General features: G+C 61.9%; 13 protein-coding genes. 4 read left to right on the top strand and 9 right to left on the bottom strand.

Annotation, left to right across the window (positions count from 1 at the left end):
• Positions 1-4 precede the first annotated feature (4 nt).
• Positions 5-1588: an IS66 family transposase gene (tnpC, locus tag ACNH6H_RS15995; protein ID WP_418319047.1), complete on the top strand. Its 1584-nt coding sequence runs from the start codon at positions 5-7 to the stop codon at positions 1586-1588.
• A gap of 31 nt (positions 1589-1619) precedes the next feature.
• On the top strand, positions 1620-2321 hold the full coding sequence (locus tag ACNH6H_RS15990) for a plasmid pRiA4b ORF-3 family protein (RefSeq protein WP_418319045.1): 702 nt from the start codon (positions 1620-1622) through the stop codon (positions 2319-2321).
• 329 nt (positions 2322-2650) lie between these two features.
• Here the strand turns inward: ACNH6H_RS15990 and ACNH6H_RS15985 are convergent, their stop codons facing one another.
• From ACNH6H_RS15985 to ACNH6H_RS15955, 7 genes are all read right to left on the bottom strand, one after another.
• A complete protein-coding gene (locus ACNH6H_RS15985) occupies positions 2651-3109 on the bottom strand; it encodes a very short patch repair endonuclease (RefSeq protein WP_418319044.1) in 459 nt (152 codons plus the stop codon).
• Between the two features lie 54 nt (positions 3110-3163).
• Positions 3164-4939 carry an AIPR family protein gene (locus tag ACNH6H_RS15980; protein WP_418319043.1) on the bottom strand — a complete coding sequence of 592 codons (1776 nt, stop codon included), beginning with the start codon at positions 4937-4939 and terminating at the stop codon, positions 3164-3166.
• The gene (locus ACNH6H_RS15975; RefSeq protein ID WP_418319042.1) at positions 4936-5940 is read right to left on the bottom strand and encodes a PD-(D/E)XK motif protein; all 1005 of its coding nucleotides are present in this window, start codon (positions 5938-5940) and stop codon (positions 4936-4938) included. Before ACNH6H_RS15975 ends, ACNH6H_RS15980 begins: the two co-directional genes overlap by 4 nt.
• Positions 5924-8803, bottom strand: a complete 2880-nt coding sequence (locus ACNH6H_RS15970; RefSeq protein ID WP_418319040.1) for a Z1 domain-containing protein — start codon at positions 8801-8803, stop codon at positions 5924-5926. Before ACNH6H_RS15970 ends, ACNH6H_RS15975 begins: the two co-directional genes overlap by 17 nt.
• A 16-nt stretch (positions 8804-8819) precedes the next feature.
• Positions 8820-10325, bottom strand: coding sequence for an ATP-binding protein (locus tag ACNH6H_RS15965; RefSeq protein WP_418319039.1), 1506 nt, complete (start codon positions 10323-10325; stop codon positions 8820-8822).
• Positions 10322-12829, bottom strand: a complete 2508-nt coding sequence (locus tag ACNH6H_RS15960; protein ID WP_418319038.1) for a sigma-70 family RNA polymerase sigma factor — start codon at positions 12827-12829, stop codon at positions 10322-10324. The genes ACNH6H_RS15965 and ACNH6H_RS15960 overlap by 4 nt, the downstream gene beginning before the upstream one ends.
• 239 nt (positions 12830-13068) lie before the next feature.
• Complete coding sequence (locus tag ACNH6H_RS15955) at positions 13069-15009, bottom strand: hypothetical protein (protein ID WP_418319037.1); 1941 nt, start codon at positions 15007-15009, stop codon at positions 13069-13071.
• A 434-nt stretch (positions 15010-15443) separates the two neighbouring features.
• Between ACNH6H_RS15955 and ACNH6H_RS15950 the strand changes: the two genes are divergently transcribed.
• Positions 15444-15788 (top strand): hypothetical protein, encoded by a 345-nt coding sequence (locus ACNH6H_RS15950; protein ID WP_418319036.1) that lies wholly within the window; start codon positions 15444-15446, stop codon positions 15786-15788.
• A gap of 464 nt (positions 15789-16252) precedes the next feature.
• On the opposite strand, the gene ACNH6H_RS15945 is transcribed toward ACNH6H_RS15950, so the two are convergent.
• Positions 16253-16924, bottom strand: a complete 672-nt coding sequence (locus ACNH6H_RS15945; protein WP_418319035.1) for a hypothetical protein — start codon at positions 16922-16924, stop codon at positions 16253-16255.
• A gap of 546 nt (positions 16925-17470) precedes the next feature.
• Here ACNH6H_RS15945 and ACNH6H_RS15940 point away from each other — a divergent pair.
• Positions 17471-18415 carry a ParB/RepB/Spo0J family partition protein gene (locus ACNH6H_RS15940; RefSeq protein WP_418319034.1) on the top strand — a complete coding sequence of 315 codons (945 nt, stop codon included), beginning with the start codon at positions 17471-17473 and terminating at the stop codon, positions 18413-18415.
• A gap of 313 nt (positions 18416-18728) precedes the next feature.
• Here ACNH6H_RS15940 and ACNH6H_RS15935 read toward each other — a convergent pair whose 3' ends face one another.
• Positions 18729-22997, bottom strand: a complete 4269-nt coding sequence (locus tag ACNH6H_RS15935; RefSeq protein WP_418319033.1) for a hypothetical protein — start codon at positions 22995-22997, stop codon at positions 18729-18731.
• Between the last annotated feature and the right edge of the window lie 54 nt (positions 22998-23051).

The raw sequence follows: 23051 nt of genomic DNA, 5'->3' as shown, positions 1-23051 counted from the left end.
GCCTGTGATCGCCCCACAGCAACTCGACTCCCTCGATCCGCAGCAGCTGCGCCAGGCGCTGCTGGCGATGATGTCCGAAGCGGCGGCCAAGGACGAACTGCTCGAGCGGCGCCAGCGCGAGGTGGCGTTCAAGCAGGCGCAGATCGACAAGCTTACGCACGAGCTTGCGGCGCTGAAGCGGTTGAAGTTCGCCGCGAGCAGTGAGAAGTTCTGTGCCGGTCTGAACGCGGAGCAGAAGAGCCTCCTGGAAGAGACGCTGGACACCGACATTGCCGAGGCCTGCAAGGAGATCGATCGGGCCAGCGACGACGGCAAAGGCAAGGACAAGAAGGACAAGCGGCAGCCCAAGCGGGAAGCGCTGCCTGCGCACCTGCCGCGCCGCGAACTGCGCCACGAGCCCGACAGCACGGTGTGCGGCTGCGGCTGCCAGATGAAGCGCATCGGCGAGGATGTCAGTGAGAAGCTGGACTACGCGCCGGGCGTCTTTACCGTCGAACGCCATGTGCGCGGCAAGTGGGCCTGCGCGAGTTGCCAGAAGCTGGTGCAGGCTCCGGTGGCGCCGCACATCATCGACAAGGGCATCCCCACCGCCGGGCTGCTGGCCCAGGTGCTGGTGGCGAAGTTTCTGGATCACCTGCCCTTGTACCGGCAGGAGCACATCTTCGAGCGCGCGGGCATGGCGATCGCGCGCTCGACGCTGGCGCAGTGGGTCGGTGAATGCGGCGCGCAGTTGCAACCGCTGGTGGACGCGCTGTCGGCCGAGCTGCTGCGCCACGATGTGCTGCACGCCGACGAAACGCCGGTGGCGATGCTCAAGCCGGGCAACAAGAAGACCCACAAGGCCTACATCTGGACCTACTGCACGACCCGCTTAAACGCGACGAAGGCGGTGGTCTTCAACTTCGCCGAAACGCGCAGCGGCGAGAACGTGCGCGACTTCCTGGGGCTGGAGGGAGACAAGCCATGGAAGGGCACGCTCGTCACCGACGGCTTCTCGGGCTACCGGGCCACCTTCGAGCGCGGCGTCACCGAAGCCGGATGCGTCGCTCACGCGCGACGTAAATTCCATGAGCTGTGGGCCAACCACAAGAGCAAGGTGGGCGAGCAGGCACTGAGGTACTTCCAGTTGCTGTTCCGGATCGAAGACGACATTGCCGAGTGCACGGCCGAGGAGCGACGACGAATCCGGCAGCGCAAATCACGCCGCGTTGCCGCGGCGCTGCACCGATGGTTGATCCGGCAGCGCCTGCAGGTTCCGGATGGATCGGCCACCGCCAAGGCCATCGACTACAGCCTCAAGCGCTGGGCGGCGCTGACGCGGTACATCGGCGACGGCGACCTGCCGATCTCGAACAACTGGGTCGAGAACCAGATTCGCCCGATTGCGCTTGGAAGAGCCAACTGGCTGTTTGCCGGCAGCCTGCGCGCCGGCAAGCGCGGCGCGGCGGTCATGAGTCTGGTGCACTCGGCCAGGATCAACGGGCACGATCCGCGTGCCTACCTGCAGGACGTGCTCGAGCGGCTGCCGACGCAGCCCGCCAGTCGAATCGAGGAATTGTTGCCGCACTGCTGGCAGCCTGCAGACTGAAGTACCGCCGTTAGGCTGCTACGCTTTGCGGATGCCATCGCGCAAGACTGCTGCCCCCAAACGACGCAAGGCCAAATACGCCTATCAGCTCCTGGTCACGCTCGTCGAAAGCGAGCCGACCGTGTGGCGCCAGATCTGCCAGATCGTCATTCCGGGCAACATGACCCTGGCGGACCTCGACCGGGTCATCCAGACTGCCATGGGCTGGACCAACAGTCACCTGCACCAGTTCACCGTGGACGGTCGGGTATATGGCGAGCCCGACGACGAATTCGCCGCCGAGTTGCCAACCTTGCCTGACGGAGAGTTCACTCTCGACCAGGTGATCGGCACCACCGTCAAGAGCTTCATCTACGAATACGACTTCGGCGACAGCTGGGAACACGACGTGAAGGTGCAGATGGTCATGGTCGCGACCGAGGATCTGTACCTCGGACCGATGTGCCTCGCAGGAGCAAACGCCTGTCCGCCAGAAGACGTCGGAGGAATCCCCGGCTATGCGGAGTTGGGCCATTCGCGACCCATCGCACGAAGAGCACGACGCCATGTGGCGCTGGTGGGGCGGGCCGTTCGATCCGACTGGCTTCGACGTCAACTCGGCCAATCGAGCGATCAGGATGTGGCTGATGACAGGCGACTGACGCAACTATGCGCTCACCGCCAAGTCGTCAAGATGACTTGCCCGGACGCATACCTTGAGCGGTCCGCCACGCACTTAGTTTGTCTGAACTAGGCACGCTGCTGCTGCTAGGCGGGCACCGAGTGCTGTCCTGGTCCCCGACTTTCACGCTGCGCCTTTGGCGGTTACCATCAGGGTGAAAGTTCCCGCTATGTCGCTGACGTGCAGATCACGACACTGCGTGTCGCTTGCGACGGTCACGTCTTGTTCGAAAGGCGACCCCCCGATACAACGCCCGGGCTGGCCGCCGGCGCCAGCCGCAGTTGTCGATCGGCTCCGAGATCTTCGAGGGATTTCCCTAACGTCAAAAGCAAAGCACCCAGCAACCGGGATGGTTTCGTCGGCGTTGGCGGTCAAGGCCAAGCCCGGCTAGGCAAGAAGGCTCAACCTCGCAAGGAGGCCCCGATTTCGCCGGTCGGATCACCGCTGTCGATCCAAGAGCTCACGGCTACCCTCAGGCCAGCAGCGGTGGCGGCATCCAGCGTCGAACATTCCCAGACCCAAAGCACCCGCCATCCCAGTTTTCGGAGCATCTCAACTGCACGGCGATCACGCTCGACATTGGCTTTCAGCTTCGCGCTCCAAAAGTCAGTGCGCGTGGCGGGCATCTTCGCGTATCGGCATCCCTGATGAACATGCCAGAAGCAGCCATTGACGAATATCGCGACCTTGCGGCCAGGCATGACGATGTCGGGAGTGCCCGGGAGGTCCCGCCGATGGAGCCGGAAACGGTAGCCCGAAGCGAACAGCAGCCGACGAACAAGGAGTTCGGGACGCGAATTCTTGCCCCTTATGCCGGCCATCATCCGGCTGCGATCGGCGGGGGAAACGACGTCAACCAAGAGCTCGTTCCAAGGAGTCAGTGCGCTGCATGGCGGATGAGTGGCCGCTCAGACCTACCTCACTTCCGGGATATTGCTGGCCGGCTCGGTGTATCCCGCGCCCATCACTGCGTCCTTGCACTCCGGGCGTTTCGCCCACTCCGAAACCATACGCCCGCCAGAAGTTGAGTGCAGGGCGTCGTTGACCTCTTTCGCCCAGGCGGCTATCTGCGCCATCAGCTCCGGCGAGACGGCCTGCCTTGCCCATATGCGTTCCAGGTCGATGCGCGCACCGAGCTTCTCGGAGAGCACGGAGACCGTGTACGCGGTGACGTTGGCCTGAAAGGCCTGAAACATCGGCCGAAGCAGCTTCTGCGCTTCGCGATAGATCTTGGCCTTCGCGATCATTGCCTTGTAGTCGGCCACACCTGGCAGCGGAACTTCCTGACCATCCGTGGGCGACAGCGCGGCCATGAAGCGGTCGAAGTTCTTCTGAGAGCCCATGCTGACGATGTCGGGCTTGCGGTCCCAGGCATTGAGGTATTTGGCAAGATCGGTCTTGGTGATGCGCCTGGCAGGGGGGATAGCCTCCTTCAATGCCTTGAGCCTGGCAGGTGTCGTTCCCTCGCGCGCCAGCAGGGTGTTATAGCTGCCAGCTGCCCGCTCGTAGAACCATTGGCTGACGCCATCTGGGCAGTAAACCGATCGGGAGAGTTTCTCGATCTCGACGTGGAAGGGCTTGTTTGCAGACAGGTCCGACTGACGGACCGCGTTTTGACTGTTGGCGTAGCGTGAGATGTCGGAGACCAGTGCCTCCTCCCTGGCAGCGTCCTGAGTCTTCATCACGATGATCTTCGCGGGCACCCTTACCCGGCTCAGGTCCGTGTCCGAGTACCTCTTCTTGGTGAAATACAGCGACGCCGTGGTCTGGCCACCGTTGACGATCTGCAGGCCCTTGAGCCAAGCAATCCCTTCGGCGCCCTGAGCTGTCTTGCCCAGCAGCATCTCATCGGCCACGATGACGATACCGTTGTTGTACGCCATGAACCGCTCGGGGGCCGAGCGAAGCGTCGACTGGATGCCGGCGTTGACGCCCTTGCCCTTGACGCTAAGAAAGGACCGGACATTGGCCTCGAGCAGGCGGGCCCCGAATTTCTCGTAAAGCAGCCTCAGCGCCTCCCCGGGGATTGCCGTCATTGCGTAGTTGTAGTCATCGTTCTCGCCCGGCACATAGACGCAGGGAAGCGGCGTGCCGGACACTTCGTTGAAGTCGACCATCAACTCATCGCGCGGCTTGCCCTCGGAGGTGTGCCGGTGCAGCCGCTCGATGTCCATCACTTCAAGGCGCACGGCCTTCCCGCCGATATCGCGCGTCTTGAAGCTCTTGGACTTTGCAATCCTGTCAGTGATGACGTAGACGCGGACCTGTTCGAGGTCGTTGTAGATGGATTGCAGTGTCTCTGCCAGTGAACGCACGTCGCTGGACGGATCGAGCCTCTGCGCCATCCGGCCTTCCGCGCAGAGAGTCAGGAAGCGGAGGCAACGCTCAGCGGCCGCCTTCGTTTCAGAGTCGGGGACGGATGTTGGCTCGTCGGCGCCCACAAATAGACTGACGAACAGATCAAGCTGGTCGCCATCGTCGGAAATCGAATAGCCGCTGAGCCGCAGGATGGCGTTGCCCACGGTACCCTCATAGTGGCACTCCACGGGCTCGAAGGTCATGCCGATCTCCGACATGTGATCCATCACGATGCCGGCGAAGACCAGCTCCTCATATAGCGCACCTTCACGCATTTGAGATTTGACCGCGGCCTGCGTCTCGCGCAGGAAGTCGGGCAGGCTAGAACTCATATCACTCCCAGTTTCTTCAAGGCATCGACGGTCTCGATGGCAGATCGCACCGCCTTGTCCAGATCGATCTCATAGGCGGCTTTCGTGACGCCCAGCGGAACGCTACCCGGCGTGAGCCGAGGAAATTCTTCCTTCACTTCTACGATGTACGTGTCGGCCAGCTCGAATCGACGGACGTAGCGATCTGCGTGGGCGTCGAAGTACCCTGCGGCCATCAGCCGGTCACTCAACAGCCGCGTGCCCTCAGCTTCGCTCGCAGCGACATCGCGAATTTCCTGCACCAGTTCCGGCAGACTCTGACCCGACTCCACTTGACGCAGCCGCACGCCGGCGACAAAAAGCGGTTGGCGTACGGAGTCATCGAGCTGATCGAGCGAGCCGATCCTGGCCGGGAACCCGGAAGACGAAAGTGTGGCCTTGACCTCCAAAGCGCCGGTGCCCAGCTCGAAGTCCCGCACTCCGTCGTGAGGGCCTAACCATGATTCGACGGCGACAACCAACGGCACGCCCGCCTCGATGATCGCCCGCAGCAATCTGAGCTCGCCCACCAGACCAATCTCGGACTCGGGACTCATGACTCGCGCCCCCTTGCGCATGAATTCCTGCCAGGCACGGATCCGCCCGATAAAGACTCGAAGCAACCGCTTTTCGTCAGCGCCGGATTCGACCTCCATCGCGCGCACCACGTCGCCCACCATTGCGGCGAAGAGCTCCCCGCTTCCATGCGCGCTTCGGGTGAGCGCGAGCCAGATCAACCCGTCATCATTGGCCTCCACGCGGGACACGGTAAAACCCTGCCCTTCGGGAAGCTTCTCGGCCGCGGGGACCGTCGACCCAGGAAAGCCGACGAGGAGGGCCTCGTCCTTGTCGGGAAAGCTGAGTCCAGCCTGCAAGACGCATGGGCCGATCGCCGCGATGGAAATGCTGCGCCAGCCCGAGGCGTCCGCGCTGTCCCGCAACGAGCTCCATGCCAGTTCAATGTCGTCAATCGGCCGGTCCATATTCCTGTGTCCAAAGCAGGTGATCCACGGCGTACTCGACCTTGACGCCTGAATCGCTCGACGGAAAGCTGACGCCGAAAGCCATTACCGGATTCTTTCGGCCAGCGAGTGCCTCACATCCAGCTTGCTGGGGGTCGAGCGGGTAGAGCAGTAGAAGCCCGCGCTGCGGCGCCGGGGCAACGCCATCGGCCTCGGATCCCTTGCCGCGGATGAAGCGAATCGATGGGCCGTTCGGCGTGTCGGGCTCGCTGGGCTTGACGCCGCTCTTAAGGCGACCCGCGTCCGGGTTGAACATCTTCTTCGTTCGGGCCAGCGCAGCAGTCCAAGCAGCGCTGTCCAGGTCGATCGCCTCGTCGCGGGGCGACAGCAGCCGGCCGATCGCATATCGATCCGCGATGTCCTTGTCGGCCGTGCGCTTCGTCATGGCATCGATGGTCAAACCGCTGGCGAAGGTGTGCTTTCCACCCGAGCCGCCGCCGAGCAGGGCCACGGTCCAGGAGGTCAGTTCGCCAGTCGCTGCCATCGAGCGGACGAAATCGCGCAATAGGGCGCTGTTGACCTTGCGGGCCCTCGGATGGGTGATGAAGGACTCAAAGAATTCGGCGATGTGCTCCGCCGGCACATCGTTCCATACGAAGCCTTCCCACTGCTGTTCCTGGGCACCGCGCTCCCGCCTTGGGTTGGCCTCATCAGGGACTCCGCAAGCGGCAATCAGCTTGTCGGTCGTCTCGAGATTCTGATCCAGGATCTTCTCGTCGTGGTGCATCGACACGGTTTCGAGCAGGTCGCCGCTAAACGAGAGTTGAAGGTTCCTGGCCGTGCGCATCTTCAGAGGCGAAGTGACCAGGAGGATCGGATGCGATTGAACGCGCATGCCGTAGTCTCGCGGGGTCGCCCCGCTCTCAGCCATGGCGTCGAACTCCTCCCGGAGCTCTTCGGACGCGTCGGCGATATGGCCGAACCACTCCACCAGCTCTTCGGTGGTGTAGAGCCGGCAAAGATCAATGTAGCCAGGCCGGTAGCCGAACCAGCGGCCCATCTGCATCAACGTGTCATACATCTTCGTGGTACGTACGAAATAGCTGGTGCAAAGCCCTTCGAGCGTCAGACCACGAGCGAGCTTGTCGCCGCCGATTGCGATTACTTTCAGGCCCTTGGCGCCCTCCTCGGCATAGTCAAGCGCATCCTTGGCTTTGCCGTTTACCATTCGCACATCGATATCCGAGAGGACATCGGGCAGCTTGGCGAGGATGTCCGCCCAGGGAACGACCGTGGGCGGATGCTCCGATTCGGTGAGTCGCGAAGCGATCACGTCGGTCGTGGGCACGAAATCTCTTTCCCACTGCTCGCGCAGCTCGTCGACCAGCGCTTCATGGTCAATCTTCCGGGAGATACGCAGCTTCATCTTTTGAACCAGGTCTTCGACCTGGCGATGCACTTCCTTCTGAACGAGCGTGTATCGGGTGACGTGCACCAGCATGGAGGAATGCTCAGCGCCCTGACCGCGTGCGTCCCGGGCAGCGCAGGCCAGGACAAACGCGCGGACCGCTTCGCATAGGGATGGCGGGGGAACGTCCTTTCCCATGTGGGCCGGTGCATGGTCCTTCGGATGCCTGGGCGGCATCCAGCCCTCAAGCCCGTCTTCGGTGGCATGATCCTTGAAGACGCGCACCAGCGGCAGGCCGCTGCGCCCCTCCGGCGTTTGCAACCCGAAGACGCGGGCGGGTCCCACGTAATTGGACGGTGCCGCGAGATTGATGATGAAGGACTGCGGAAACAGGTCGGGCCCTTCCTCCGGCGTCTCATTCTGGCGATGGATGAAGATGTTGGCGAAAGGCGTCGCCGTGTAGCCGACGTAGGCCTTCTTGGCGAAGCTGTTGAGGATCTTGCGGATCCTGCTGTTGATCGCCTTGGGCTCGTGGTCCTCGTCGGGCTTGCCGTCGGGCCCGATGTACTGCTCGCCCGTGTCGACCGAGGCGTGGTCGGCCTCATCGTCGATGAGCAGCAGGGGGAGGTTGGACACGAACCGCTTGCCGGCGGCGTCGGTGGCGTCGGCAACATGGCCCCGGATCCATTTCAGGAGCCGCTCCAACACGATCTTGTGCTTCTTGACCACGAAGAGCCACGGCCGCTGCTCGGGTGAGATTGCCAGGTGCTTGGCGATCCTGGTGTTGAAGTCACCTGTATTGGTCCGATTTGTCGCGCAGTTGGGTTTGATCTCGAAGTCGCGGCCGTGCTCGCCGACGCCGACAAGCTTGACGATGTCGCCCGTGGCCGAGGTCTCGTAGCCGAGGAAGCCTTCTTCAAGACGGATCTGTGTCTGGGAGCGCAGGTTGTTGTGCAAGCCCGCCAGGACGATGATGATCTTGTAGCCTGAGTCGGCGGCCTTGCAGATCAGACCCGAATAGTTGGCAGTCTTGCCGGACTGGACGTGGCCCACCACGAGGCCGCGACGGTCCCATGCGCCCGCCCGTCCGGGATCCTCCATCAGTCCAAGGATGCGATCGGTGGACTTGTCCACGGCATCGACCGCCGTCGCCGCCATCCTGCGTTCTAGCATGTCCCGATAGCGGGGCCAATACCGCCAGTCCTTCTTGCGCGCCGCGTTGAGCCAGGTTTCATGGCCGGTCGTGTCTGACAGAGCGGTGTCCTGCCCGATCCAAAGGCTGAATCTCCGTATCAGCTCGGCGACCGCGGCTGCATTGTCGACCGACTGTTCGTTCCCATTCGCCACGACGGAAGCGGCGATCGCCACCTTTTCGGTGATCAGGGCGGCCGTGATCGGTCCCTTGTCCTTCTCCGCAATCAACAGGCTCTGGGCGATGCTGAGCGCAGTTGCGGTCGAAGTGCTGAAGTCTGGCATTCGGTTCTTCCAACATTTAGGTTGAGGCCACCCCGGGGACATCGAGCCCCGCAATCAGACCCGGATAGTTCTGGAAAGGCTCGGTCGAAAGCAGAGCACGTCTTGCTGCGTCAACGGACATGCCACGTCGTCCGATCATGTCGGCGAACAGCGTGTTCAGAACAGTGACGATCGCCTCGGGCGGTTCGCCCGAGAAACCCGTCTTCGGCGTGTCCTTGTTATCCGCCGTGTCGAGCCAGATCCGTTGGACGGGCACGGTCTCTTCGATCACGCGAAGCATCGCCCTCACGAGCGGCACGAGCTCTCCGGCACTGGCAATCACGGCCGCGACGGCGGGATGGGTCGGCTCAATCCGGTACCGGATGTCGCCCTTCACGCGATCGACCCGCCATGCCTGCTCGATCGGCGTGTTGCGCTGCGTAGGCATCGGCGTCCCTCGATAGGCGAACACACGGCGTGCCCGCTCCCGCGTGTCCTCAGCCAGCCGAATCAGCCAAGGGCGCAGCGAAACGGGGGGCCGGGCAACCGACTTGCGGACATCGATCTTCCAGTCAGCGTCAGCGGTGTTGGGAATGTCGAGCTGGATGCGCGCCAGGCGATGTGCTTCTTCGCGGTTCCACGCCTTCGGGTTTCCAAGCCCGAGCCAACCGCCGGCGACCAGGAGACGCTCGTTCCGGTAGACGTAGAAGCCCTGTTGAGCGGTCCACCCGGCCGGACCTGCATTCTTCCCGAACTCGTCGTTCGACAGCCTGTCCTGGTGTGGCAGGACGTGGCACTGCGCAATCACCACCCCGCTGTCGGTCCTTTGTGAGGCGGAGGGCGATGTCCAGGGCTTGGCAGGGTGGCCCGACATGAAAGGATCCCAGGGCTCGAAGGATCGGTTGTTGATGAGCAACCTGATCCGCGCGCGCGGGCCTTGCAGGAGACGATGGAAGACCATCGCGAGGTGTGCCTCTACGCTAACCGTCAGTGCCAAAAAGTCATCCACCGTGTAGCCGGCAGTGACGATCCGATCGAGCTTCTCCCAGAGCACGAGCGTCCCCGACAGTTTGTTTTCCAGACCGGCCAGATGCTGTCGTGAGCCCTCGGCCGGCCCCTCGAAGAGCAGCCATTCGCCTTGCGGATCGGCCGCGAGCTCGTCAAGATCCCATCGCAGGCAGCTCAGCTTGCCGGCCTTGGCGCTGGCGACGGTCAGCCGCCGGCACTGCGAGAGCGACGCGGTCTTCAAGCCCATGCCGAATCGCCCCAGATCGTGCGACTCGCGCGCCTCCAAGGGACTCTTGTCGCCCAAGCGCATGGCGCCTTCGAGTTCCGGGTCGCTCATTCCGCACCCGTCGTCCGAGATCAGAACGCGGCTGTCGGTGCCGTCCCATTGGAAATCGACGCGGACTTCGGTCGCGCCGGCGGAAATGCTGTTATCGACGATGTCGGCCAGGGCTGCCGCCGTTGAATAACCCAAACCTCTCAAGGATTCGAGCATCGCCATTGCGCGAGGCGGGGCCTTGCGGGTCTTCGCGGTCATTTCCAATAGCCTCTCCCAGGCGAGTGATCGAAGCCGAAGTCAAGGAGCTTTCGCGCGAGCCTTCTGTGCGAACTGTCGGGCGTGGCAATGAGGCCCACCCTGACGCAGCCCGAAGCGCCCGACCGTCCATCCTCAACCGGAATTCCAAGCTCGGCGGCTTGTGCAAGCAGCTGGTCCAATGCCGAGACCTTCGGTGAGCCGGCCGGTCGATTCGGCTCGCGCCCGGGCCGCGGCCCCACGCGCTGCCTCAGCGGCGGAACCGGAGCGGCTTTTGCACAGTCAGGCTCTTCCGGGCCGACTCCGATGGCATCGTTCCTGCGCCTTATACCCATCACCAGGCGTTCAAAGGGCTCGGATCGCGCGGGATGCCGAAGCTTCTTGATGGCCTTGACCTCGATCTGTCGAATCCTCTCCCTCGTCACATTGAAGCGCGTCCCAATCTCCTCAAGCGTGAGCGCTCCGTCAATTCCAATACCGAAACGCAGCCGGAGGATCCGCTGTTCCTTGCGTTCCCCCAGCGACGAGATCAGGCAGTCAACCGCCCGGCGCAATTGAGTCTCGTCGACGACATCCTCGGGGTCGGGCAACCAATAGACATCGCGAGCTTCAAACGCGATCAACTCATCGACCGGCAGTTCTTCAAGGCGGCGGGGCTCAGGAGCGATGCGCAGCAACGCAGTGACTCTTTGCGACGACATCTCCATGCGCTCGGCCAGCTCGGCGAGAGCTGGCTCGCGGCCCATCGCAACTTCGAATGCCGCGACCATGCGGCGCATGCGCTGAACCTTCTCGTAAATGTGCACTGGCACGCGGATGGTTCGGGCCTTGTCAGCGATATGGCGGCTGATCTGCTGCCGGATCCACCACGTTGCATAGGTCGAAAACCGGAATCCTCGGCGCCAGTCGTAGCGATCGACGGCCTTGATCAGACCGATATTCCCCTCCTGCGCCAAGTCGTCCAACGGTTCACCGCTGTAGAGGTACTTCTTGGCTTGGAAGAACGCCAACCTCAGGTTTGCAGTAGTCATCCGATCACGAGCTTTTCGGAAATCGGCCATGGCGCATGTAAAGGCAGCGCATGCCGTTGGTCCTTGCGCGATATCGAGCAATTCAAGCAGGAAACGGCGGTTGAGACGCAAGGCGGCAAGAGCTCGTCGGGTGGCATCGTGCGAAGGGCTCGCAACCCCCTCAACCAGCACCGCCAATTGCTGAAGAGCAATGGCGAAGCTAGCGTCGCCCGCATCCGTTGGCACCTCGTCCGCCGCTTCATCGTCCTCGTCAGGTGCGTCATCGGTGGCATCGGCCATTTGTGCGTCCGTCTCAACGCTCTCTGCCAAATCGGACCCGGGGTCTGGCTCGGCGCCGCCAGCCCAGATCGATGCAAGCTGGCGTGATCCGGCGATGGCCTCTGCTCCGGCAGCCAATGTTCGCGCAATGCCCGCAGGCCACCCGGCCAGAGCATCGAGGGCGGCGTCGAAAGCCGCTTCCATGGCTTGCCCGAGCTGCATCTCCTCCTCGGCCGTAAGCATGCGCACGCGCTGGAACTCGCGCTGATAGATGCGCAAAGGCTCATGGCGCGGCGACGCGGCACGGTCGATCGCGACCATTGCCTCATCGAGGGCCAGTTCCTCCTCTTGAGTCTCCACAGGATCGACGAACACCTTGAAGCTCTCCCTGGTGTCCGCGTACTCAAATCGCTCGTCGACCTCCGCCCCCAGGTCGTTGACGACCATCGTCAAGTAAGCTTCAGCCTCGGGGTTGGCCGACCGATCCTCATTGGTTGCCAACTCCTGAACATCCAGGCTCGGGACGCTTCCCTCCCGGATCGCCCGCAGTAGAAGACGTCTAAGCAGCGCGCGTCCCTCTATATCCTCAGCGCGCGCAAGCGGCAGAGCCTCATCTGGCAGATATGCTTCAATGTCATCCCACCCGATCGAGGAATCAATGGGATGGTGTGACGAGATCGCAACCTGGATGGCACTGGCCCAATTCAGGACGGTCGCATCTGCTTCAGGTCGCAATGGTTCCTGCTCGGCCTCCCAACAGGACAAATCGAACTCGCCGTCACCTTCCGGATCGATGGTGGCAATCAGGGTTCTGTGGGCCTCGAGCGCACCGATCCGAGCGGGCTGCACATCGGTATCAGAGCGTTCCGGTTGTGGGTCTCCGACGCTGGCCTCAGACGTTCCAGGTGGATCATCCGGCGCAGACTCGAACAAAGCACATGCCGTTTCAGTGTCTGGATTGGTCCGGGTGATCGCGCGTGCGGCTCGCAGAATCGCGGCTGTTTCTGTTGCCCCGGTCGCTTCTGCGATTTCGAGTGCGGTATGGCCCGAAGGGTCGTGCAAACCGTCATCGGCGCCGGCTTCCAGCAACAACCTGCATATTGCAGACTTGCCCCTGGCCGCAGCAATCATGAGGGAAGTCATGCCGCCCGCATCGCGGGCGTTCAGGTCATCGCCCCGATCGATGTGAACTTGAACGGCGCTCTCGACGCCTGCCATCACCGCCATCCGCAGGAGCGGGCTAAGGGGTCGTGCTCCAGGGGTATTCACTCCGCTCACCGGGGTATGCCTTTCTCGCCCGGCTGATACTTCGCCTTCCACCCTTGCACCGTGGAGACGTCACAACCTCGGCTGGCCGGACGCAGGCCAATGCCAGGCAGGCATTCTTCCCTGGAAACCATAGCGGTCTTGCTAACTCTCGATTGGTTGCAATGTTCTTGACGAGCTGAGGGGAATATTCATGCCCGATGACGAAGCCGATCGTATTCGGCCTTGCTCAGCTTGAAGTGACTGAGAAAGCTCTGGAATACCGTCATGCTGACCGGGTCTCGCAGGGGCAGCGCAAAGATGTGGCCGTCAAGATGCCGGAATTTCTCGTGACTTCCCTTGCCCGCGCCGGGCACGAGCTCGTAGCCGAAGTGGCGCCGTATGACCTTGCGGACTTCTCGTCGGGACGGGAGATTGAGGGTGGCGGGCGCGGCAAACAGGCTGGACGCTATCCGGCCTTCGCCTACGAACCGGCAGGGCACGTCGTGCCACTCGTCAAAGTCGAACGAAAGTGCCTCGCGCAGCAGACTTTCGATCGGCAGGCCAATGCCTCGGCTAAACAGCTTGGGCTTGCCTTGCACCATCTGGGTGGCCAGCACGCGCCATGTCTCACGGCAGTTCCCTTCTTCCCAGCGCCGATATCCGGGCGGGGACAGGTCCAGGTGCCATCGCACAACCTTTTCAACGAGCCGGCGATCCTTTTCGCCTAGCTGTCCGGTCAGTTGCTGCACGACCGCATCTGCACTGGCCCACACCCATGAAGCGAAGTTGGCCAGTGCTTCCTCGAGGTGATCATCGGTGCCCTTGAGCGCGTTGAAGACCTTGGCCTTGTAGGGAAGGAATTTCGGCTGCAACGCTTGCAGTTCCATCCACGTAAACGCAGCCTCCACCTTGGCATGAAAAAGCTCGTGCCGGTATACCAGCATGAGAGCCAGCTTGCCCGCCAGCGCATTCCTGCCCCGGCGCACGCCGCCAGCGCGCAAGTCCTCGGCGATGCTGCATGCGGCCTCGTCCAGCTTGGGGGCATCGATGTAGATGCCCCAGGTGTCCTCAGTGTAAAAGTGGTGAGGTAGGTACCAGCCAATGCAATCGAATCCGTGCTGGCGAATCTGTGCTTTGGCTGTTCGAGCCACTTCTTCCGGAGCTTCAAACTCGAACTTGAAGTCGTCGTCGAGCCAATTAAGGGCAGCCGGATCGAACAGGAGACGGCGGATATTGTCCGGTGCGATGGTGCTAATTCCATCATCGATCTCCGGCGGCGTGGGGTCGGCCCGCCGCGGCTTTTGAAACGCCCGGGGCAGGCGCCGCTCGGCTGCGGCTCGTACTTCGGGATAGGGCGCCGCTCCCCGGTGCGCCACCCAGGTGACCATTGCACGGCGCTGCTTGGGGTTGGCGCTGGCGACTACCGCTTCGTACCAGCCATCGCGCGGGGGTGGGTGATGGTCGTCCGGGTACTGCGTGACGGCGCGCCGGCAATTTCGCTCGACGACGTCGGGGTCAAAGCTTGGCAGCTTGACCATAAGACCGTGCGGGAAAGCGGCGACAAAAGGCGTCAGGTTGAATATCGGCCGAGGCCGCGCATCTCGGAACTGATGGGCTTTCTGATAAACGCCACGCTGTTCCAGCGGCACGCCCTCCAGGAAATTCACGTCTTGGACCTTCCTCAGCGCCTCGTCCATCGCATCAGCCGCCATCGCTGCATCGAAATGCGCCACCGCATTTGCAACGTCGGCGAACGTATCCTCCGGCAATGGCAGTTCATCCTCATGCAGAGGGACGAGAGAGCACAACAGGCCGATCCGTTGACCGCCTGGCAAAGCGACAGCACGGTGGCAGAAGACGCGGGTCACCGCCGCATCGTGATCCCGCTTGAACACTCCCAGGTCAAGCAACGCTAGGCTGAGGTAGCCCCACAAGCCGTTTTGAAGAAGACCGTCAGAAGCACGCAAGGCCAATCTGACACCCCTGTGCCTGGGAGGTCTTTCGACATCGTAGTGACCGTGCGCGATGAAGCGGCCGATGTTGATGTCATCGGCGCTGGCGTCGATGAGAAAACACTCGCTGAACTCGGCCTGCTCAATGCGTACCGGCTGCCAAAGGTTCAGCCGTTCTGACGGTGGTGCTTGGGACATCGTTCTACTCAATCACCACACGCACCATCTCGCGATCGCGACCCTTGCAGCGCACCATCCTACGACGTCGAACTGAATGGTCGTCCGACGCCGGTCGAGGGCGAACAGCCCAAGAGTGCTTGTTGCGGGCCACGAAAGCAGCTTGCAGTTCATATTGTTTCGGTGCCATTCTGATGACGTGGTGACCTGTCACCACATCATCATGCCCGAAGAATCGCGAATCGAACGAGCTGGATCGGACCGAAAGGCAATCGTCACCCCGCTCGCAATACGACGAAATCAAAGGGGAAAGGCGCCGCCTAGTTGCAAACAACAGACGGTACGTCGGGCTGCCGCTTCGAATGTTTACCCGGGTGCGGCGATTTCTCGGAAGATCGCTTTTCCCGAAAGGGCACCGACATCAATTCAAGAACCGCATGGAAAGGGACACAACCATGATCGACCAAGGCCATCCACAAACCGTTGACGATCCGAGCGATGAGGCAATCGCACACCAAGTCAAGAGCTTGTTGTCCGCAGGCTCGGCAACCGTGGCGCTCTATTTGAGCACTGATCACTTGGCGATCGCCTGCGAGCAGTTTCCCGATGTCGAGGAAAGGCTGCGTTCACGGGCTGAATGGCACCCTCTACTCCGCGAGCTGTGGGAACTTGTATCCGCACACATCGCCGCGCGCGCCGCGGCGCGAGCAATCCAGCAAATTGCCTCCGGAAATGGCAACGGTATCCTCCCACTGACGGCGACCATCGAATTGTCGATGGCCACCGAGTCAGTCGGTTAGTCGCTCGGCTCGGTTGCATCGGCGACGAGGTATGGATGTCTCGCGCATCGGTCCCGGATGGTGGGACATCTACCGACGTGCGTGCGAGAAACTGGGCGCCCTCGGATTGGAGCCGCGCGCTGTCAAGGAGAAGTGGGGTGAGATGCGAATCCACTGCCCGCACCTCTCCGCCCGACCCATTCTGGACTCAGCACGCGAAGAATCTCTACGGACCTGCGAAATTTGTGGTCGGCCGGGAAAACTTCTTGGTCCGCGATGGTGGCGTGTGAGATGTCCTCAACATGTAAATGCGCGGATTCAAGATCCGCACGAGATCTAGAAATCGGCGACAAATCGTCCGAGATTTTGAGCAAAGACATTCTACCCAGACCGGTCCCGATTCGTCGGACCACACCCATGTGCCTCTGGTATGTCGCGCGAGCCCAGACGCGGCGACGGAGTGATAGAGCCAGCTGGGAGTCCGCCTAGACAGATTCGGAAAGACTTGGTTCTTCGGTACCGTTCGTCACTCGGGACCAGTGAGCGTATTTTCGCCTGAGATACGAAGTATCGACTGGCAGCTTGAAGGCATCAGAACATATCTGGGCTGCTTCGAAGAGCCTACCGCGAGAAAGTCGAAGTATGTCCCAATCCTTGCCGTCATAAATCGGGATCGCGATCACGGCGTGGACGTGGATATGCTCACGGTCTGCATGGACCACAAATGTCGAAGGCTGCGCGTCTTCCCAGCCCAGGAAATCCAATGCATCCTTCGCGATTCGGATGGCATTTCCCGAGGACGATGCAAATCTTGGAACTGATAGATTGTCATCTGGCGGGGTTCGCAAGTCCCCTGACGCCCAGGAAGCAAACGAAAAAATCATGTGCACATACCAAGGGTCCGGCATCAAGCGGTCGACGGTGGCTTCCTTGCAGTAGTCTAAATATTGGTAAGCAAGTTCCTGCGCGGCGCTGGGAACTTCGTCACCCCACGGGGATGACGTCAGAACCAGATGGTGCAGCTCAGGTGGGCCGAGCATGCGGTCGCGCTCATCCGGAGCATCCGGCTTAGGCCTGAACAGATAGCGAAAGAGCCGCGAGAGATCTCTGGGCAGGCGCGGCGATGCTCGCCTGAAATTGATGATCTTTATGAACATCCGAGCGTCCTTTGTATCTCAACAAGCGCAATACGCGAATCAAGGAATATTCGGGATGCCTCGTCGAATACGGCTGGATCCTCCGTGGAATTGAGCAACATTTCCAGCACCATTCCCAACGAGATCAGTTGATTGGAAAGGGCAACAAGCTCCGGGAGGGGAACCACGGCGCGCCCTGCCTTGCCAATGTTCCGAGCCCCAGGCCGCCAAATCCCGTCGCGCATGCATCGACTGATGGCGGAAACAATGAGCTCAGAGCGGCTCATCTTGAAGCTGACAGCGAGTTCTTCGAGCCTCTGGAACTGCCTCTCAGTCATCCTGAAACTCGAGGTCTTACGCTTTACGCCAGGTCGACGCCGAGCACTTACGATTCGTTTTCGTGGCGTCTCGGCAGTTGACGATGTGTTGCTTGCATCTGGTGAGGGCCGGATCTTGGTCTTTGACACTTGTAGTTCATTCTTGATTACACTTGTCAATCATAACCTGGTCGAATGCGTGACTCGATCAATAACAGACTCCAAAATGCTATTTGGTTGGACGAACAACATGGTCGATGACGCGCAACTAGACTCTGATGCTGATGCCGATGTTGGCGGATTCGAGAGCACTTGGGCCGAGGAAATCTTCCGCGAACGGGTCCGGACTAGGGCCGAGATCGAGGAACTGCGGGTCAAGCTTGAGAGGCTGGAGGGGACGCAACCAGTACAGATTCTCGACCCCACGGCCGTCCGTGCTGGTCCGTTGGTAAACAGGCACCCTGATTCCTTCCAAGCGCCGGACTTCGCTGAACTGAAAACCAGCATCGGCCTGACCAAGGGAAATGTTCAGCCAATCTTGGTGAAAAGATCGGAAGACACAAACAGGTTCGAAATCGTTTATGGCCATCGGCGCCATCGCGCATGCCAAGATCTGAACCTCCCCTTGAAGGCTGTCGTGGTGGAAGAAAACCTATCGCCCAGCGAAGCCTTCCTCGCCCTTGAGTTCGAAAACCGAAACAGAGCGGGTCTACGACCGTTCGAGCAAGCAATGATGTACAGCGCGGCCCTCAAGGCAGAGTTGTTTGCATCAAAACGTGACTTGGCCAAGGCAATAGGAGTCAGCCACACATGGATTAACCAAGTGCTGAAAATTGCCGACCTACCCGAGGAGGTGATTCAAGCGTTCAAGAGTCCGCTTGAAATTCAACCGTCCCACGCCGCGCAGTTGGCAAGGGCCCTGGAGAAGAACCGGGAGGCCGTAGTGTTTCGCACGACGTCGCATGTACAGGCGAAAACGCCTTCGGCGCGTGAAGTCGTCTCTTGGCTGACGAGGGGTGAATTGGTCAGGCCCGAGGAAGTTCCAATCCGACGGCTCGGCACGATCGTCGGATCGTGCCGCAGGACCGCAAGTGGCGATGTGGTCATCAAGATGTCCTCCGAAGCGTGTGCGGGTCAGCCACTTGAAGAATTTGCAAATGCACTGGAAAGATCGCTCGTCCGACAAGATCGTTAATGCGCTGCATGCCTGGGAAAAACTCTGAGGCCGAAACCGCAAATGTGCGGAATTTTGAATGGAAACCTAGTTTCCACAGAAGGAGTTGATTGGCCATCAGCCTACGACCATGATGATTAGGCGGAGAGTAAGTTGCATGAGTGTTCACGCAACTCGCGCCGATCCGCGCGAAGCGGACCGGTGCACCGAGGGGAAGCCGCGCGTTTGGCGCGCACGTTTCATGTCAGTGCTCAAAAGGTATTGAAACGCATCACCACGACAGCTACGTCGTATCAACAGATCCTGTCCAAGTTGGGCGCGCCATTCAAGGGAATCAGGGTGTCCTGAAGTACAAAGGCGAAGAGAATGAGGAACAACCTGTTGCATTGCAAGCGGAAACGTTCCACCTGAAACTTCGAGCACGGCTCAGTGACACTGAGTAGATGGAACTAGAAGTTTGGACATCAACGACAAGAGTATTTGTTGTCAGGTCGCGAACAGCGACCTGATAAAAGGTAGCGCCGCCTACGTCCTCCCAATTGAGCTGGACAATATTGCTTGGGAGAAGCGGGCCAGGTGAACTTGATTGGCCGGGCGTCAGTTGACTCGGCGTACTTGGAATTGCCGGTGCGGCCGCCGGCGTCGTGAACGTCAGGTTGCCACTGGTCGCATAACCTGCATTACAGGCAAAGTTCGGACAGGCCGAGATGTCCCAGCGGTACTGGCGTGAGTTCACCAGTGTGCCCGCCGGCATCGTGAAGCTGGTGCTCCCGGTGCTGATGCCTTGCTGCCTGAGCACGATCGAGCCGGTCGTCGTGTCCCTGACGTTGATCTCGTAGTTGGCCGCACCCGAGCCTCCGCTCCAGGTGAACACCGGGGTCAGTGTGGTGATCGTCCCGCTCGGCGCGGTCGGCGTCGGCGCCACCAGCGTCGGTGCGGCCGCCGGCGTCGTGAACGTCAGGTTGCCACTGGTCGCATAACCTGCATTACAGGCAAAGTTCGGACAGGCCGAGATGTCCCAGCGGTACTGGCGTGAGTTCACCAGTGTGCCCGCCGGCATCGTGAAGCTGGTGCTCCCGGTGCTGATGCCTTGCTGCCTGAGCACGATCGAGCCGGTCGTCGTGTCCCTGACGTTGATCTCGTAGTTGGCCGCACCCGAGCCTCCGCTCCAGGTGAACACCGGGGTCAGCGTGTTGATCGTCCCGCTCGGCGCGGTCGGCGTCGGCGCCACCAGCGTCGGTGCGGCCGCCGGCGTCGTGAACGTCAGGTTGCCGCTGGTCTCATAACCTGCATTGCAGGCAAAGTTCGGACAGGCCGAGATGTCCCAGCGGTACTGGCGTGAGTTCACCAGTGTGCCCGCCGGCATCGTGAAGCTGGTGCTCCCGGTGCTGATGCCTTGCTGCCTGAGCACGATCGAGCCGGTCGTCGTGTCCCTGACGTTGATCTCGTAGTTGGCCGCACCCGAGCCTCCGCTCCAGGTGAACACCGGGGTCAGCGTGTTGATCGTCCCGCTCGGCGCGGTCGGCGTCGGCGCCACCAGCGTCGGTGCGGCCGCCGGCGTCGTGAACGTCAGGTTGCCGCTGGTCTCATAACCTGCATTGCAGGCAACGTTCGGACAGGCCGAGATGTCCCAGCGGTACTGGCGTGAGTTCACCAGTGTGCCCGCCGGCATCGTGAAGCTGGTGCTCCCGGTGCTGATGCCTTGCTGCCTGAGCACGATCGAGCCGGTCGTCGTGTCCCTGACGTTGATCTCGTAGTTGGCCGCACCCGAGCCTCCGCTCCAGGTGAACACCGGGGTCAGCGTGTTGATCGTCCCGCTCGGCGCGGTCGGCGTCGGCGCCACCAGCGTCGGTGCGGCCGCCGGCGTCGTGAACGTCAGGTTGCCGCTGGTCTCATAACCTGCATTGCAGGCAAAGTTCGGACAGGCCGAGATGTCCCAGCGGTACTGGCGTGAGTTCACCAGTGTGCCCGCCGGCATCGTGAAGCTGGTGCTCCCGGTGCTGATGCCTTGCTGCCTGAGCACGATCGAGCCGGTCGTCGTGTCCCTGACGTTGATCTCGTAGTTGGCCGCACCCGAGCCTCCGCTCCAGGTGAACACCGGGGTCAGCGTGTTGATCGTCCCGCTCGGCGCGGTCGGCGTCGGCGCCACCAGCGTCGGTGCGGCCGCCGGCGTCGTGAACGTCAGGTTGCCGCTGGTCTCATAACCTGCATTGCAGGCAAAGTTCGGACAGGCCGAGATGTCCCAGCGGTACTGGCGTGAGTTCACCAGTGTGCCCGCCGGCATCGTGAAGCTGGTGCTCCCGGTGCTGATGCCTTGCTGCCTGAGCACGATCGCGCCGGTCGTCGTGTCCCTGACGTTGATCTCGTAGTTGGCCGCACCCGAGCCTCCGCTCCAGGTGAACACCGGGGTCAGCGTGTTGATCGTCCCGCTCGGCGCGGTCGGCGTCGGCGCCACCAGCGTCGGTGCGGCCGCCGGCGTCGTGAACGTCAGGTTGCCGCTGGTCTCATAACCTGCATTGCAGGCAACGTTCGGACAGGCCGAGATGTCCCAGCGGTACTGGCGTGAGTTCACCAGTGTGCCCGCCGGCATCGTGAAGCTGGTGCTCCCGGTGCTGATGCCTTGCTGCCTGAGCACGATCGAGCCGGTCGTCGTGTCCCTGACGTTGATCTCGTAGTTGGCCGCACCCGAGCCTCCGCTCCAGGTGAACACCGGGGTCAGCGTGTTGATCGTCCCGCTCGGCGCGGTCGGCGTCGGCGCCACCAGCGTCGGTGCGGCCGCCGGCGTCGTGAACGTCAGGTTGCCGCTGGTCTCATAACCTGCATTGCAGGCAAAGTTCGGACAGGCCGAGATGTCCCAGCGGTACTGGCGTGAGTTCACCAGTGTGCCCGCCGGCATCGTGAAGCTGGTGCTCCCGGTGCTGATGCCTTGCTGCCTGAGCACGATCGAGCCGGTCGTCGTGTCCCTGACGTTGATCTCGTAGTTGGCCGCACCCGAGCCTCCGCTCCAGGTGAACACCGGGGTCAGCGTGTTGATCGTCCCGCTCGGCGCGGTCGGCGTCGGCGCCACCAGCGTCGGTGCGGCCGCCGGCGTCGTGAACGTCAGGTTGCCGCTGGTCTCATAACCTGCATTGCAGGCAACGTTCGGACAGGCCGAGATGTCCCAGCGGTACTGGCGTGAGTTCACCAGTGTGCCCGCCGGCATCGTGAAGCTGGTGCTCCCGGTGCTGATGCCTTGCTGCCTGAGCACGATCGAGCCGGTCGTCGTGTCCCTGACGTTGATCTCGTAGTTGGCCGCACCCGAGCCTCCGCTCCAGGTGAACACCGGGGTCAGTGTGGTGATCGTCCCGCTCGGCGCGGTCGGCGTCGGCGCCACCAGCGTCGGTGCGGCCGCCGGCGTCGTGAACGTCAGGTTGCCACTGGTCGCATAACCTGCATTACAGGCAAAGTTCGGACAGGCCGAGATGTCCCAGCGGTACTGGCGTGAGTTCACCAGTGTGCCCGCCGGCATCGTGAAGCTGGTGCTCCCGGTGCTGATGCCTTGCTGCCTGAGCACGATCGAGCCGGTCGTCGTGTCCCTGACGTTGATCTCGTAGTTGGCCGCACCCGAGCCTCCGCTCCAGGTGAACACCGGGGTCAGCGTGTTGATCGTCCCGCTCGGCGCGGTCGGCGTCGGCGCCACCAGCGTCGGTGCGGCCGCCGGCGTCGTGAACGTCAGGTTGCCGCTGGTCTCATAACCTGCATTGCAGGCAACGTTCGGACAGGCCGAGATGTCCCAGCGGTACTGGCGTGAGTTCACCAGTGTGCCCGCCGGCATCGTGAAGCTGGTGCTCCCGGTGCTGATGCCTTGCTGCCTGAGCACGATCGAGCCGGTCGTCGTGTCCCTGACGTTGATCTCGTAGTTGGCCGCACCCGAGCCTCCGCTCCAGGTGAACACCGGGGTCAGCGTGTTGATCGTCCCGCTCGGCGCGGTCGGCGTCGGCGCCACCAGCGTCGGTGCGGCCGCCGGCGTCGTGAACGTCAGGTTGCCGCTGGTCTCATAACCTGCATTGCAGGCAAAGTTCGGACAGGCCGAGATGTCCCAGCGGTACTGGCGTGAGTTCACCAGTGTGCCCGCCGGCATCGTGAAGCTGGTGCTCCCGGTGCTGATGCCTTGCTGCCTGAGCACGATCGCGCCGGTCGTCGTGTCCCTGACATTGATCTCGTAGTTGGCCGCACCTGAGCCTCCGCTCCAGGTGAACACCGGGGTCAGCGTGTTGATCGTCCCGCTCGGCGCGGTCGGCGTCGGCGCCACCAGCGTCGGTGCGGCCGCCGGCGTCGTGAACGTCAGGTTGCCGCTGGTCTCATAACCTGCATTGCAGGCAACGTTCGGACAGGCCGAGATGTCCCAGCGGTACTGGCGTGAGTTCCCCAGTGTGCCCGCCGGCATCGTGAAGCTGGTGCTCCCGGTGCTGATGCCTTGCTGCCTGAGCACGATCGCGCCGGTCGTCGTGTCACTGACATTGATCTCGTAGTTGGCCGCACCCGAGCCTCCGCTCCAGGTGAACACCGGGGTCAGCGTGTTGATCGTCCCGCTCGGCGCGGTCGGCGTCGGTGCCACGAGCACCGGTGCAGCCGCGCTGACAGTTCGGGTTGGGATTTGTGGAAGCGTCGCAGAGTA

Origin of the sequence: Pseudideonella sakaiensis (assembly GCF_048320135.1) — a bacterium.
GTDB lineage: Bacteria > Pseudomonadota > Gammaproteobacteria > Burkholderiales > Burkholderiaceae_C > Ideonella_A > Ideonella_A sakaiensis_A.
The sequence above is the reverse complement of the archived record's forward strand: the minus strand, read 5'-3'. Positions and strand labels throughout refer to the sequence as shown.